The 15,672-nt window shown below is 52.2% G+C and carries 11 protein-coding genes and 1 tRNA gene; 5 read left to right on the top strand and 7 right to left on the bottom strand.

Features of this window, described 5'->3' with window-relative positions:
* Positions 1-11 precede the first annotated feature (11 nt).
* The gene (locus KIH39_RS11760; protein WP_213499644.1) at positions 12-1,166 is read left to right on the top strand and encodes a hypothetical protein; all 1,155 of its coding nucleotides are present in this window, start codon (positions 12-14) and stop codon (positions 1,164-1,166) included.
* Positions 1,167-1,230: 64 nt separating this feature from the next.
* Here KIH39_RS11760 and KIH39_RS11765 read toward each other — a convergent pair whose 3' ends face one another.
* Positions 1,231-2,424 (bottom strand): Gfo/Idh/MocA family protein, encoded by a 1,194-nt coding sequence (locus KIH39_RS11765; protein WP_213499645.1) that lies wholly within the window; start codon positions 2,422-2,424, stop codon positions 1,231-1,233.
* Between the two features lie 536 nt (positions 2,425-2,960).
* Between KIH39_RS11765 and ligA the strand changes: the two genes are divergently transcribed.
* A complete protein-coding gene (ligA, locus tag KIH39_RS11770; protein WP_213499646.1) occupies positions 2,961-4,976 on the top strand; it encodes an NAD-dependent DNA ligase LigA in 2,016 nt (671 codons plus the stop codon).
* Between the two features lie 4 nt (positions 4,977-4,980).
* Here ligA and KIH39_RS11775 read toward each other — a convergent pair whose 3' ends face one another.
* Complete coding sequence (locus KIH39_RS11775) at positions 4,981-6,057, bottom strand: glycosyltransferase family 2 protein (protein ID WP_213499647.1); 1,077 nt, start codon at positions 6,055-6,057, stop codon at positions 4,981-4,983.
* A 94-nt stretch (positions 6,058-6,151) separates the two neighbouring features.
* On the bottom strand, positions 6,152-7,303 hold the full coding sequence (locus tag KIH39_RS11780; protein ID WP_213499648.1) for a sulfotransferase family protein: 1,152 nt from the start codon (positions 7,301-7,303) through the stop codon (positions 6,152-6,154).
* 206 nt (positions 7,304-7,509) lie between these two features.
* On the opposite strand from KIH39_RS11780, the gene KIH39_RS11785 reads away from it, so the two are divergent.
* From KIH39_RS11785 to KIH39_RS11795, 3 genes are all read left to right on the top strand, one after another.
* Positions 7,510-7,584: transfer RNA gene (locus tag KIH39_RS11785), tRNA-Met, on the top strand.
* Positions 7,585-7,633: 49 nt separating this feature from the next.
* Positions 7,634-7,960 carry a hypothetical protein gene (locus tag KIH39_RS11790; RefSeq protein WP_213499649.1) on the top strand — a complete coding sequence of 109 codons (327 nt, stop codon included), beginning with the start codon at positions 7,634-7,636 and terminating at the stop codon, positions 7,958-7,960.
* Positions 7,957-9,573, top strand: coding sequence for a sodium/pantothenate symporter (locus KIH39_RS11795; protein WP_213499651.1), 1,617 nt, complete (start codon positions 7,957-7,959; stop codon positions 9,571-9,573). Before KIH39_RS11790 ends, KIH39_RS11795 begins: the two co-directional genes overlap by 4 nt.
* Here the strand turns inward: KIH39_RS11795 and KIH39_RS11800 are convergent.
* The 4 genes from KIH39_RS11800 to KIH39_RS11815 form a co-directional block, all read right to left on the bottom strand.
* On the bottom strand, positions 9,512-11,161 hold the full coding sequence (locus KIH39_RS11800; RefSeq protein ID WP_213499653.1) for an ABC transporter permease: 1,650 nt from the start codon (positions 11,159-11,161) through the stop codon (positions 9,512-9,514). The two genes, KIH39_RS11795 and KIH39_RS11800, sit on opposite strands and share 62 nt — an antisense overlap.
* Positions 11,162-11,205: 44 nt before the next feature.
* A complete protein-coding gene (locus KIH39_RS11805; protein ID WP_213499655.1) occupies positions 11,206-12,798 on the bottom strand; it encodes a PQQ-binding-like beta-propeller repeat protein in 1,593 nt (530 codons plus the stop codon).
* 155 nt (positions 12,799-12,953) lie between these two features.
* A complete protein-coding gene (gene tadA / locus KIH39_RS11810; protein ID WP_213499657.1) occupies positions 12,954-13,454 on the bottom strand; it encodes a tRNA adenosine(34) deaminase TadA in 501 nt (166 codons plus the stop codon).
* Positions 13,451-15,547, bottom strand: a complete 2,097-nt coding sequence (locus tag KIH39_RS11815) for a hypothetical protein (protein WP_213499659.1) — start codon at positions 15,545-15,547, stop codon at positions 13,451-13,453. Before KIH39_RS11815 ends, tadA begins: the two co-directional genes overlap by 4 nt.
* Positions 15,548-15,672 lie beyond the last annotated feature (125 nt).

Below are 15,672 nucleotides of genomic sequence, written 5' to 3' on the forward strand. Positions count from 1 at the left end.
TTGGACTTGGAGTGAGTAAAATCACCGATTGGCCAGCCTGCAAATTCGACTTAGAGCGAACCTGCATGATATCATTTACTACCTTGCTCCACGCATATTTAGTTGTCAGTATCTATGGCTACGGGGAGCGAAGTCTAGTCACAGGCAAAATCGAAAAAATTGTTGAAAATTATCAAGCTTTGAGTCTCTCCAAGCAATTTAACTTCTCCCAGACGCCGAGCCTAGTGCAATCTCAGAAATTGAGTAAAACTGCTAGATATTATGCGTTAGTACGGGTCGACAAAGTTTATTCTGGCAATCGATTCATTCAAAACACAGTAATTCTTTTGCCTTTTCATACTAACAGAATAGTTAGGACTAATCCTTTTTTTGATTCGGCTGCCTGGCAAGTATGGCATGTCGTCATAGAACCCGACCCTCAAATTGGAGAACGTGTGCTAACTTGGGTGGTTCGGGACAATGACTTCTTGATTGCAAGAACCTTGCGCGAAAATATTTTTACAGAGTTCCCGATTCTTCCATTATTTCCTTTGTTAGAAAGCCGCAAGGGCAAATATGCAACAGAGTACGCTGGAAAAACTTCATCGCAAGACGAATGGCGCACGGATTTGCTGAAATCGGTCGATCCCGGATTTCCAAAAAATTGTGACTTGAAAGATCTTATGCAAGACGAATCGTCTTCAAAAGCATGGCTAATTTACAAGATGGCGATCAGATTTGAATTTAATCAGGAAGACAAATTGCGAGAATATTTAAGTAGCGAGCACCCGAAACTTTTCAACTTTTTGAACATCGATAAAGCTCTCGTCAAAAATAATGAAACCTGGATGTATAACTCAAAACGAGCGAGCAACTTCAAAAAAATTCTATTAAATTTGCCTCCAGACGATTCGGAAACTCTACTTTTCAATTATCTGTATTCCGAAAAAAATTACGATGTTCTCGAAGCTTACTTAAAAAAAGTGCTCCTCGACAAAGAATTTATATCCGATGAACGGCAATTGCGTGCAGCAATGGTATATTCTCTAGACAAACTCAAAACTGAAGATAAAACGAAGTCATTCACTGATTTCATGAACGCGTGTAAAAACAGTCCTTCGATCTATATCTCTACTGCCGCAAAAAATTGCCTGAAAAAGATGAAAACTAATGATTACGCTCCGTAAGCTTAAAATCTCAGTTTCGAGCTTACGGAATTTATTTGGTAAAAAGCGATTTCAAACTCTTACCTTAACTCCGACACAGCGGGTGCTTCAGTGACAGCCATGCACCATTCTGCTGACTGCTGGCCACGCTCTGTGTGATGAAGTTCATGCCGTCCACGCCGTCCATCACGTTCGGATAGATGCTGGCCGCACCATCGAACGGTTTGCCGGTCGCCCGCTTCACGATATCGTCGTATACCGACGAGTAAATATTCGCGAACGCCTCAAAAAATGCTTCCGGATGGCCGCTCGGCAAACGTGAAGAAGCACTTGAGAGGGCACTCAGGTAAGGTCCGCCCGCTCGGGTATAAATCTGGTGCGGCTTGCCGTTCACGCGATACAGCATCTTATTCGGCTCTTCCTGATGCCATTCCAGCGAGCCCTTGGTCCCATCAATTTCGATCCAAGCCTCATTCTCACGGCCGTGCGAAATCTGCGAGGCGGTCACCGTTCCCAAAGCTCCGTTCGTGAACTTGATTACGGCCGTACCGTAATCGTCCAGCGCCCGGCCTTCGACGAACGATTTCAAGTGGCAGGAAATCTGATCCGGAATCAGACCCGTAATAAAGCGACCCAAGTTATAGGCATGGGTGGCGATATCGCCAAAGCAACCGGCTGCACCCGATTTGCTCGGATCGGTACGCCAGGCGGCCTGCTTTTGGGAATCGGCTTCCAGCTTGGTACGCAGCCAGCCCTGAATATAGAACGCCCGGATGGCGTTGATTTCGCCGAGTTCGCCGTTGCGGACCATCTCGCGGGCCTGCCGGACTAGAGGATAACCCGTGTAGTTATGGGAAACGCCAAAGACCACACCGGTCTTTTTCACAATCGCGGCCAGTTCTTCCGCCTGCTTCAGATCGAAGGTCAACGGCTTGTCGCAAATGACGTTAAATCCTGCTTCCGCAAAGCATTTGGAGATTTCGAAGTGAGTGTGATTCGGCGTGGCGACCGAAACGAAATCGATCCTTTTATCGGCGGGCAATTTCGCTTCTTTCTCGGCCATTTCCTGGTACGAAGTGTAGGCTCGATCGGCCGGGATATCGTAATCGGGAGCCGAGGCCTTGGCCTTCACCGGGTCGGAAGACAGCGCCCCGGCCACCAGTTCGGCCCGGTTGTCCAGAATCCCGGCCGTGGCGTGCACACGGCCAATGAATGAGCCCTGACCACCCCCGATCAAACCCATACGCAACTTGCGGTTCAACGGTGCATTAACTGACATGGAGAGTCCCCCTCTTCTTGTGATAAACTCGATGGAGCGATTGTATGAACTGGGGCCGCTGAGGTTAAAGCTCTTTGAAGAAGATTGGCCACATCAGGGAATGCATGAAAGCTCATCGTTTTCATTTGAAAATGCATCACATTTTCAACACTACGCAACTACCGGCCCCCGTAATCGGATCCTATCAGTGCTCTCTGTGTTCTCTGTGGTAAAAGGTGATCAAAATGTTACACTCCAACACTCTCTGTGCGATCTCGGCAACCTTGGCGGTTCAAGTTCCGAACAGATCCCGCCTCCATCCAAATCAGCCCTATTTCTCAAGAAATACTCTAAGGTCATCAAAATCGCTTTTTCCACTATGTGAAATTTGATGACCTGATGACCTCACTACAACAAAACACTGACAATCTGGACGGATCTGTATGGGACAAACCTTAAGAATTTCGATTTCCAGCGACCAACCATCGTAGCGGGAATCGGAATTTCCAAATATATTGCACCACGTAACCTTTTTTCCTCCCGCAGGTGCTTCGCCGATGAAACCAGCCGAACGGGCCGCCGAACTCCGCCAACTCATCAACCATTACAACCAGAAGTACTACGAAGAAGCCACTTCCGAAATCAGCGACCGGGAATTCGACAAGTTGCTCGACGAACTCAATGGCATCGAGAAAGCCCATCCGGAACTGGTGACCCCCGATAGCCCCACACAACGCGTCGGCGGCAAACCGATTGAAGGTTTTCAAACCGTCGAACATCGGCTGCCGATGCTATCGATTGACAACACCTACAATGCCGACGAGCTGCGGGATTTCGACAAATCGACCCGAAAGTTGCTCGGCGGGGAAACGGTCAACTACGTGGTGGAACTGAAAATCGACGGCGTGGCCATGTCGCTGAGCTACGAAGATGGCCTTCTCATAGTCGGTGCAACGCGCGGCGATGGGGAACGAGGCGATGACGTCACCCATAATTTGAAGACGATTCGCGATATCCCCCTTCGACTGCACACGAGCAAGCCGCCGCGACTTTTTGAAGTACGCGGCGAAGTCTACATGACCAAGGCCGAGCTGGTTCGTATCAACAAATTGCGAGTGGAACAAGGAGAGAAAGCCTACGAGAACCCCCGGAACCTCTCGGCGGGCACCCTGAAACTGCTCGATCCCAAAATCTGCGCCCAGCGGAAGCTGAGCTTCTTTGCGTACGGTCTCGGTGCCACGGAGGGCATCGACTTCGATTCCCATCAGGAGATTCTCAAGAAGCTGAAGGAATTTGGATACCCGGTCAATCCTCACACGCAACATTGTGCGAATATCGAAGAAGTCATCAACTACTGCATGAGCTGGACGGACCGCCGCTTGGAACTGCCTTATGAGACCGACGGTATGGTCATTAAGGTCGATGATCTCGAACAGCGTGAACGGCTGGGAACGACCAGCAAGTTTCCCCGCTGGGTGCGAGCCTATAAGTTCGAAGCGGAACAGGCGATCACCAAGCTGGCCCGCATTGAAATTCAGGTCGGCAAGCTGGGCGTATTGACGCCGGTGGCTCACTTCGAACCGCCGGTGCGTCTGGCCGGGACGACCGTAAGTCGGGCCAGTCTGTTCAATGCGGATTACCTGGAAGACAAGGATATCCGCCTGCTCGATTCCGTCATCGTGGAGAAAAAAGGGGAAATCATTCCGTATGTCGTGGCTGTGGTGAAGGAGGCCCGGACCGGAGAAGAGAAGCCTTTTCACTTTCCCAAGAAATGTCCGGTCTGCGGCGCCCCGGTTGAACGGCCCGAAGATTCCCCTTCGTATCTTTGCTCGGCCTCGGCCACTTGTCCGGCTCAACTGATGGGCCGAGTCGAATCTTACGCCAAGCGCGATCGCATGGATATCGAAGGTCTGGGCGAAAAAATGGTGGAGCAATTGGTCACCAGTGGATTGGTGGCGTCGCTGCCCGACATCTATCGGCTGACTGAGCCCAAGCTCCTCGACCTGGAGCGAATGGGAAAGAAATCGGCTCAGAATCTCCTGAAGGGAATTGAAGCCAGCAAAACGCGCGGGCTGTCCCGCCTGCTTTCCGGCTTGAGCATCGCCAACGTCGGCGATTCGATGGCAGAAGAGTTGGCGAATCAATTCGGCTCAATGGATGCCTTGATGGAAGCGAGTGCCGAGCAACTGGCGGAGACAAAAGGAATCGGACCGGAGCGAGCGGAGAGTATCTTCCGTTATTTTCAGAGCGATGTCGGCAAAAAGACGATTGCCGAACTGAAGGAACTCGGTCTGAAGATGACTCAGGATCGCAAGGCCGCCCCGGCCGGTTTGGCAGGCACGGCCCTTGCGGGTAAGACCCTGGTGGTCACAGGTACGTTGAAAAATTACAGCCGGCAGGCCATCGAAGAATTGATTGGAACGCTGGGCGGCAAAGCCACCGGCAGCGTTTCGAAAAAGACCGACTATCTAGTTGCTGGCGAAGAAGCCGGTAGCAAGCTCGACAAGGCCAAGAGCCTGGGTGTAACGGTTTTGACCGAAGAAGAATTCGATAAGCTCATCGGCAAAACCTAACCGGTCAAGTTTTCCAGAAGCGGAGGAGATCGCGCCGCAGAAAATGCCAGAGTCCCTGAATCATGAGCCGGGTCTTTGCGGCTTTTTCTTCCCGGCGAGTGAATTTTCGCCAGGCATACTCCGCCAGCTTGCAGGCCAGATGGACCGGGGCATCGAGAGTGACGACCAGTTTGTAGAGGAGAATTGAAATTCGGTTCGCCCCCGTCTTCCGGAAGAAGTGAATGTAGCCGATGACCACATTGGGAGCGGCGAAGGTCACGTTCAGGCGTGAACTGATCCGTCCGTAATGGGTGATCTCCACTTCAGGCAGGTAGTAGACCGCCCGATTTTTTCCGACACGAACGGAAAGTTCCAAATCTTCACCGCCAAAGCGAAAATCGGGATCCCAGCCGCCGAGAGTTTTATAGATCTCGCGGGGCATCACCACGGCGGCCCCCATGAGAGCATCGACCCGTTTCAATTCGTTCGATTCAAAACTGGTTCGCCGGTAATCGTAATAGACCCGTTTCAGCAGGCCCGACCAGCGAAAGACCATCGTCCTATGAAGCAGTGCCGCCACAGTCGGTTTTCGGCGATAGCTGATTTGCAGTCGGCCTTGCGGATCCTGGATGCGCGGGCCGATCAGGCCGGCTTCCGGATGAGCTTCCGCGAAATCGACCAGCCGGGCCAGTGTTCCGGGCGGAATGATCGTATCGTTGTTCAGGAAGAAAAGGTATTTGCCTTTGGCCCGGTCTGCCGCTTGATTGCTGGCGATGGCAAAACCGCGGTTGGTTTCATTTCGAATCAGGCGGACTTGCGGAAACTCGTCTTCCACCATCTCGGCCGCACCATCGATCGAGGCATTATCGACGACGATGACTTCGAAGGGAACGCCCTGATCGAAGCCATGCAGGGAGGCCAGGCAGTCGGAGAGGTATTGCTTGCAGTTCCAGTTGGGTATGCAGACGGAGATAACTGCCGGGGCAATCGACTGAAGCGCGGATTGAGATACTCGATCGTGAATCGATCTAGGAAGCTTTTCGGTCGGCCAGGGAACCCGGACGTGCAATATCTGAGCCGCGTTATCGGGAGTGACTTCCATGTCCTTCGACGCCGTTTCTTCAGGAGACTAAAACGACTTTGTAACCGATCGGGAAAATTCCCGCAACGGCAAGATTTTGGCGTCCTTAACTCTTTTAACCCGCCTTATGTCGAGCTATCCCTTGTTGCGAATAGCCATAACGGTCGATCACTTCTTTCCAGTGAACCCCGATATCGTGGGCATCTTCGGGATGGAGCTTGTACTGGTTGGTGGAATAGGAGGCGTTCTGCTGGAGGTAGGTTTTCAAACGCGGGACCAGATTTTCGAATCCATCGAGAGACAGGGTATCATAGATTTTCCGCATCTGTTCAATCGGGCTGGCGATCAGTTCCTCGTAGCGCAGTTCGTGATATTGTCCACTTGGGATGAGCGACTTGGTCTCATCGAGCCGTTTGTAGAGATGAATAAATCGTTTGAAAACCCGCTCTTTCAGTCCAGGGTTGCAGGGAGTTTGAAAGCCGTGCTGGCGGCTGATCGTGGTCCAGAGATGCATAGTCGACGGAAATACATCATAGGGGTTGCGAACGATGTGCACGAATTTCGCCTTGGGAAACATCTCTAGTAGCGTAGGAATCCGACAGCTGTGGGCGGGAGATTTTAAGACAAGTCGGCGAGAGTCGCGGAGCGATATAGTCTTCAGAAAATTTAAGAGGGCGGCTTTCCAGTGGGTCCGTTGCCGCGGCGTCAGATTCGTGAGATCGTATGCTTCGGGATCGATTTCCTCGTTATTGGGAAAAGCAATCTGAAGGTAAGGCGAAGGTTGGCCCATCATGCAGAGGGCAAACTCGTCCTCCTGCGGCCGGTCCCAGCTGACGGCCATCTGGTCCATGGGCCGTATATCGCCGATCATCCATTTGAACCACCTCTTCATAATACTGCCCGTGAGCAGGAAGTGGTTGGGATCCATGCACTGGTGGGTGGTCGGGAAGTTGTGCTGCGGATCGAGAATCATGAACTCGTGCAGCAGTGTGGTGCCGGTTCGCCAGTGGCCGATTATGAAAATCGGGTCTTCCCGGAGCCGGGTGTTCTTAATGGCCTGACCGTAGATCAGGTTTTGCAGAATTTTGAAAACGGAGTGCCCGATACTGACGGGGGTGAGTACCCCGACCATGTGTCGGTAGCCATTGTCAAACTGAAAGCGTCCTTGCAGCATCAACCGGAGCCAGGCCCACGCGTCGCACCCCAGCCAGAATCGAGGGGTAACCAGATCGCGTTGTGGCTTCCGGGCTTTGCCGTCATCGCTCATTGAAATAGGTCTCCAGACAGAAAGAGTTTGTATTTCTGCCGTTGGGAATGTCTTCATTCTTACTAACTTTCTTTCCTTCCAAACAAATTCCATACCCAAAATTCTGCTAATTCCAGGAAAAGCGAGACGCCCCTTGCCCTGCTTCATAGAATCTAATTACTTGATTGAAGTTGGACGCGAATCCTTCCGAATATCAATACATAGATCGCGGCGTGGAGCAGCACGGTTAGCTCGCCAGGCTCATAACCTGGAGGTCACAGGTTCAAATCCTGTCGCCGCAATTCCGCTAGTACCCTCGGAGGTTTCTCCGAGGGTTTTCCATTTTCGTCTTTGATTTTTTTGCTGCTATCGGTCACCATGGCTGCCATGACCTCCGTTTCCTCCTGGCGAACATTTCGTAACAGCCGACGAGAAGCCTGCTTCGTTTTGGCCGTGTGGCTCGCCGCCCTGCTTTGGACCTTGATCTACTGTTCCCAGCACGCATACCAATCTCAACCGATTTTATCCAGATCAGAGCTGATCTTCGGAGTACCTAAATGGGTATTCTGGGGGATTGCGGCACCCGCTCTCGCATGTTCGGGAATCACTTTGCTCTACGGACTTTTTGGCATTCAGGACGACTTTCTGGGCGACGAACCAGAGGATACTCCGGAATGATCTCAGCCCTTACAACCGAAAGCTGGCTCGTTCTTACAGCTTTTGCGGGCTATCTCCTGGGCGTAATCTTCCTCGGAATATGGTCGCATCGGCTCGTCAAAAAAGGCAACTTCGTCAAAAACTATTTCGTCGGCGGCCGAAAGCTGGGCGCCTGGGTTCTCGCGCTGTCGGTAGCGGGCACGGCAATTAGCGGCGGGACATTCACGGGCTTTCCGGCCCTGATCTATACCAACGGCTGGGTCATGGCTCTCTGGATCGCCAGCTACATGGTCGTGCCCCTGACCGCCATGGCACTGATGGGAAAACGGATCAATCAAGTCGCCCGAGTTTCGGGCTCAGTGACCGTGCCGGATGTCTTCCGGGATCGCTTCGACAGTCCCGCACTGGGTCTGACTTCCACGTTGCTGCTTTTTGGATTCCTCATTTCCAACATGGTCGCTCAGTTCAAATCGGGGGGACTGGTTCTGAAGACGGCTCTCGGCTTGCCGAAAGTGGCTGTGGAACTTCCACTGCTGGGAATCTTTGAGGATCGCGCCTATCTCTTAGGCCTGGCGATTTTCGCAACCACTGTTGTGGCCTACACCAGTTTCGGTGGGTTCTGGGCCGTGACCTGGACGGACGTTCTGGAAGGATTCGTCAAGATCATCGGAGTGTCGCTTTTAGCTTTCCTGGCAATCCGATCTGTGCAGGATGTGACTCTGGAGAATGGCGAGACGCTGACGGGTTTAGCGGCCGCCACGAAGCGACTGGAGATGCAGAATCCGGAATTGGTCTCGGCTCCGGGCCCGAATAACTTTCTGCCTCTGTCGCTCGCTTTTTCCTTTTTCCTCATGTGGTCGCTTTCAACGCCCGGCCAGCCTAGCGGCATGGTACGGCTGATGTCTTTCAAGGATTCGCAAAGTCTGCGGAAAGCCATGATCGTGGTTTGCGGTTATTACGCCGTCACCTATTCTTCGCTGGTCATTATTTTCATCTGCTCGCGGGCGATCTATCCAACCGAATTTCTGACCAATGCCGACAGTGTCATGCCGGAGATGGCGCGCCGACTGGCGCCGCATCCGCTGATTGCGGGTCTACTACTCGCTTCGCCCTACGCGGCGGTGATGTCGGCTGTCGCGGCCTTTCTCCTGATGATTTCCTCGAGCCTGGTTCGCGACATTTATCAAAGAACGATCGACCCGGCGGTGCCCGATAAAGTGGTGAAGCGACTCAGCTACACAATGACAGCTCTGGTGGGTGTTGGCGTGATGATAGCCGCGATGCGCCCGCCCGATTTTCTTCAGTATCTCATAGTGTTTGCCGGCAGCGGCCAGAGCAGTTCCTTTCTCTTCCCCATGCTCCTGAGTCTTTATTGGAAGCGGGCCACGAAACAAGGCGTACTTGGCGGCATGCTGGGAGGCGCCTGCACCATAATGGCCCTCTATTTAACTGGTTGGATGTTTAACGACAAAACGATCTACAAAGCGATCGAACCGTATTATCTGTTCGGCTTCGATCCCCTCGTCTGGGGCTTCAGCGTTTCAGCCATTACCTCTATCGGTATCAGCCTGCTCACTCGTCCCGACCCGAGGCTGGTCGAGAAGTATTTCCCGCAAAGAACCAGCGATAGCTAAGTAGGCTACCGACGTACAAAAGGCTGAGCATGCCAATCTGCATAAGGCTCAGTGCCACAACGGTGGTGGAAACGCCATAATGCATCTGGTTGAATAGTTCCTGAGAAAAAGGAGTGCAAGCCGGCGTCTCAACGATCTTCCCGGTACTCACTTCACCAAACGACAGCAAAGAAATTGCCAGGATTCCCAGAAAGAATCCCGATCGTACCTGCGGCCAAGTGATTTTTCGCAGCCGCCAGCTTCTCGAGACTCCTTCGAGGCGGGCAGTCTCCAAGATTGCGGGAGGGATCGCGCGGTAGAGGCTGTACTGCAGGGCCAGGGCAATCGGTAAGAACTTGATGATATGCACCCATATCACCGGCAGCACGGAAGGGCCATCGTAAAGTAAAATTTGGAGCGGAGCATTCCTCCCAGCCATTCGTTCTTCCAGATCGCAGAGCCAGCTGAAGAACGCCTTCGCCGAAAATCCCAGAACCGGCCCTGGCAACGCCATGCAAAGAACCGAAATGAAAAATACCAATTTCATTCGCCTTGAGCGTTCTTCAGCTCCATTCAGTAACAGTATCGCGAAGACACAGCAGCAACCTGCAGTTAGGCAAGAATAGCCGGCACTGGAAAAAAGACTCAGGCTGTAGGTCTGCCAGACGCGCGAGAAAGTTTTACTCAACTTTACCGACTGATCGGTTTCCGCCCGGCTGTAAAACTGGTTTATCAGTTCTGCAACGGGCGCGAGTAGTAGGATTGCAAAGAAGAGTGCAAAAAGGAATATTTTCCAATTCGATCCGTTCGAAATCGGTTCATCGGCTCGGAGTACGCCGGGCTGCCAGCGAGGGAATCTCCTGGCGGTCGCGATGAAGAACCCGCCGATCAGCAAAGTCCAGGGAAGCGTCCGAATCGCTTCCTGCGCGAGATCTACCCCTAGCACTGCTTGAGTATAAACTTCCTCTGCAAAGGTCCGAACGACCATGATATCGGTTACGACGATCTCCGTCGAAACTTGCAGTACACACCAGACGCCGGCGAATCGGATGGCCGGAATCAAGAGAGGAAGAAGAAGCCGATAGCTGGTGTTTCGCACAGTTCCCAAAAGCGAGATTTCTTCGCGCATCGCGTCGGGGACTGATCGCAGCGACTGAACGAGAATGAACGTTGCCCAGGGAATTAGATGGACGCTGTGGATGAGGGCCGCGATCCAGATGCCTCTCTTCCAGGGTTGCCAGATTTCGTTGCCCGGCAGCCCCAGGTGACTCATTAGGAAACGCATTAGGCCCGATTTTTCAAAACTCGATTGCCACGCGGAAGCAAGAAACGGAAGCGGCAAAAAAAGGCAGAATCCCAGAAACAGTTCGACGATTCGCCGTCGTCTTTCCGGCAAGCCGTACCATTCCAGGGCTAAAAAAACACTCAGGGGTAATGTTAAGATCAGAACGAGGCCGGCCAGTCCAAGCGTGTTGAGCAGCAGCTCAAATAGACGCGGCCATTCTGAGAATTCGAGGACAGGGGGATTTTTGAAACACTCGTAGACCAGTGGAGAAACTGGTCCGACCACAACAAAAAGATAAATAGCGGCCAGCAGTTTTTGTGGCATGGTCTACCAACGAGAAAGCCCGCCTTGAGGCGGGCAATTTTAGATTAATTCTTATTCGGGTCCGCGTCTTTCTTTTCCGCTTCATCCTTCTTGGCATCGTCCTTTTTGCTCTTGGGTTCCGGTGCCTTTTTCTCAGGAGGTTTGGGCATTTCCTTCTTGGGTTCCGGAACAACGAAAGTTTCGACGACTGGTTTCGGCGGTTCTTTTTTAACTCGAACGGGAACGCGAATGTCTTTATCTTCCAGACAGACAATTTTTCCATTGCTGTCCGCGAGGATCAAGCGATCATCCTGATCATTGGAGTAAGTAATGTTAAGCGTACCGAGACTGATGCTCGAGAGGTCGAGCCCGCGAAGGCGATCCACCACGTGCAGTCGATTCTTGCTATCGGCGGCATAAACATACTTGGAGTTGACGGCTAGAACTTCATCCCCTGGCACTTTGGCTAAGTTCATTCGCACGCTACCACCAGCTGGCCAGACAGTCTTGCCGGTTCTGCGATCCAACCGCCGCAACCCGGCATTCCCACCAACCACATAGATTGAATCTTCCGTCACATAAGGAGTCTTAAGAACTTCTCCCCCCGCAGGTTGCCTCCACATTAAAGCCCCGAGCTTGATGTCGTAAGCATACAAGTAGGTGTCGGCAGTAGGGATGTAAATTTCGAACTGGTCCAATCCCAGCCCGGCGGTGATTTCCGCATCGGTTTTGAAATTAAACTTGCTATCCGGACTGGTGTTCGGGGTCATGTAGATGTCCCCAACCTGGCTGGGAAGGACGATGGTATTCACCGCTTGCACGCTAATCACAGGGAAGGTAATCCGATAGCGAACATTCCGGGTCCAGATCTTTTCGGGTTCTGTACGATCCTTGTTCTCGGAGAGATCCGACAGAGTACTAAGGTTATTCACCATTACGATAGAGGGGGTGGCATTACCACCTTCCAGGGTATAGGGTGGATAAACCTTATGGGTGACCGACAGCGACGGGCTACCGTCAATGCCTGGAATTTTGAAAGGAGGTCGCAGACTTTGTAGCACCGAAATTGAAGGTGTTCTATTCCCCGAAGAGGCCAATTGTTCGAAAACTCCGACAGAGAGGGTTTCTTGAGTGCCGCGGGCGGCCTCTTGCGGGATATTGCGAATCGCAGTATGGCTCTTCAGATCAACGAACTTATACGCCACGACTTTATTGGTGATCAGCGGTATGAATACCCGGTCGCTATCGGCCGTAGGCCCGGACGAAGGAATTGCTCCTAGTTCCACGTTAAAGAGCACTCGGCCGGTTGCGCGATCGAGAAAGATCAGGTTTGTGGAGTTAATGAAGAAGACGATTTTTTCGTTAACGGCCACCGGATAAATCGCTCGCCGTGGCAACGGAGGATCATAACGCCATACCTGGGATCCCGATCGGACATCCAATTTATATAAGATGCCCGAGGCATTCTGTACGAACAGATCGTTATCGAAAAGTTGAATCTTCTGAAGGCTGTCCGATCGATTTTCGATGGGAACGAAGGCCGTCCAATTTTGGCGGAGGTGCAAACGATCCCAATCCGCTGTTGTAGGCGTCGACTGGGCATTGACCGAAGAGAGTATGAGACAACTGGCGATAGCGCTGAGAATTAGCCGTTGCATGGATGCCCCTGTGCCGGGTCGGATGTCAATCAAGCGTCAACTTTCAAAGATACCCGCGATTTTGTCATAAGGGAAGCAGCATTTTTACTCAGACTATTGGAGGTCTGTCAAACGCAACGATCTTACGGTTTAGACGCTTTATCCGGCCCGCGGTTTCATTTTTTTCCCAGACGGCGCTTCGATTGAAAGAAGTCGCTGAGTAGCCCGGCACAAATCTCGGACATCACATGACCGAGCACCTGACATCGATGGTTCAGTCGCGGGTCACTTGTAATTTGATAAAGAGTTTCGCAGGCTCCGGCTTTAGCATCCGCCGCTCCAAAAATGACGTGCGGAATTCGAGCCTGCACGATCGCCCCGGCACACATCGGACAAGGTTCGAGCGTTACATAGAGCAGGCACTCATTCAAACGCCAGGAATCCAAAGTCCGGGCTGCCTGGGTGATGGCGATCATTTCCGCATGTGCCGTGGGATCCTTAAGTTGCTCGCGTTGATTGTGGGCCTGGGCGATGATGCCCCGCTCCGGATGAACGATGACGGCCCCGATGGGAACCTCGTCCTCATCGGCCGCGATTCGAGCTTCCTCGATCGCCTTTTCCATGTGGAAAACATGAAGCGGATGTCGAGGATCGCTCAAGGCAATATCGAAGATCATTTGAGCTCATTCAGAGTGTAGTAGGCGTCTTCGTGAACCAGGGAATCGCCTTTTTCGGATTTGATATCCTTCAGATGAAAGTCATAAAGCCGGCCTTTTTTCAGATTGGGTACGCTAATGCGAACGCTCTTCCGATCCTCCGCCACCTTGACCGATTCGACCTTCTCGGCTCGCGTATCCATTTCATCGCAGCCATACGCCGAGTGATATTCGTACGTAAAGGATTTCACACTGAAGTTTTCCGGTTTGGAAGCCGTTGCGGCATCCAGTGGTTTGGTGAAGGTGAATTCAAACCCTTCTTTGAGCAAATGAAGTTCGTGGATTTCGAATGGCAGAACACCTGTATATATCAATCGCTGGAGTCCATAGGGTTTACCGCCGACCGACCCCCAACCGCGATTGGTCTGACCGGCAAAAATGCTGCCATCTGAGGCAAATGCGAGACGATTCACGCCGCACTGGAAACCGCTGCGGAACGGATAGCAAGCTCCCTGATAGTTACCATTCACTTTTTCAAGAGTCACTCGCATAATTGTCGACTTGGTTTGATCTCCAACAAAAATCTGTCCCGTGAAAGGGCCGAATTTTCCGCCCGTCGTATCCCAGATCGGTTCGGTGACGGACTGCCCCATACGACCGTATGGAAACCAGACGCAGGGAGGCGTCAGATTCGGGAAACCCGAAGGAGCGTTGGCCGCTTTGCCCTTCTGACCATCGTAGAGCATACCACTGGGAACTTTGTCCGAGGCATTCTTGATAAACTGAGAATCCTTCAACCAGACCAGACTTGCCTGATGGCCGTAAAATTCCCCCTTCTTCAAGTGGTGCAACTTATTGGTCGCCACCCATTCGCCCTGATTATCGGTGTAGAACAGTTCCCCTTCGGGGCTGAAGTTCACGCCGTTGGGTGAACGTAGGCCGTAAGCGTAGGGTTCCATATCGCCACTGGGCGAGACCTTCACCGCCCAGCCGCGCCAGGGAGATTTCGCCTGGTGGCCGCCGCCAAATCCAACGTTGAGCGTGATGAAGAAATTGCCGTCTTTATCGCGAGCTGGCCCGAAGACAAACTCGTGATAATCGCCCGAGCAGCCCCACTTATCGCAGATGGTCACAAACTCATCTGCGACGCCGGTTCCACTATGGTCGATCAATTTGGTCAATTCGGGTCGCTGGCAGACATAGACGACGGAATTACTTTCCACATGGAGTCCGAGCGATTCGTGCAACCCGGTCGCAAATCGCGTCATCTTCAATTTGCTCTGGTCTTCTTCGAGAGGATTGTGAATCAACCACACTTCGCCTCGACGCGTGCAGGCCAGAAGTTTTCCATCCGGCCGGAAGCCGAGCCCACCGACTTCGAGGACGCAATCGGCCGGTTGCTGGATGGTGACCATGCGATAATGCTGGGCTTCTGCGGAAGCGGCCGAGAAATTTGCGGAGGAGGAAGCACCGAAAGCCGCCGCGAGGCGATTCTTGATCTCGCCGGGCGCGGATTTTGGCAGTTCCGGATTCACGTAAACGGCGAAATCCCCGGCGGCATTCCCCACTTTGAGCAGGAGTTGATTTTTCCCGGGCTTTAAGGCGAGTTCGACCTCATCCTGATCCGGTTGGCAAGGTCGCACATAGTCGCCGTGGAGAAGTCGCTTGCCATTCACCCACACCGAAAGAGAGTCGTCGCTACCTAGCTTCAGGGGGATCAACTCAGGATCTTTCCCTTTGAGTTCAATCTCCTGGTAGAGGTAGACAACTGTATCATCGCTATCGGGAATCAGTTTTTTCAGATCATAGACGGTTCCCAGAGGAAACTTGGAGAGTTCCTTCCACTGGATTGTCCCCTTCTTCCCTGCGTACTTTTTCGTGAGATCGATTTCCTTCTCGGGAGGATATTCTTTTTCAAATCCCTGGTTCTCGGTGTTATCGAACGGCCCGATCCAGTACCACTTGCCTTCCAGATCGGGCAGACCATTGGCTTTTAAGGTTGCCCGAATCGTCTCCTGACGGCTTGATTTGGGAATGTATTTCCATTTTTCCTGCGAGTAAAGATTTCCGCTGAAAATCAGGAATGCGAAGGGTATTAAAAGGGAACGAAGCACGGGATGGGATCCTTCTGTAAAACAACCAGGTTGAATGGGTAGGCTGGAAGTTACTCTTTTGCCGCTATTGGACACCACTATCGGCATAATCGCGAAAACCGGCGGGCTGATCAACAAATATTATT

The organism is Telmatocola sphagniphila (assembly GCF_018398935.1).
Classification (GTDB): Bacteria; Planctomycetota; Planctomycetia; order Gemmatales; family Gemmataceae; genus Telmatocola; species Telmatocola sphagniphila.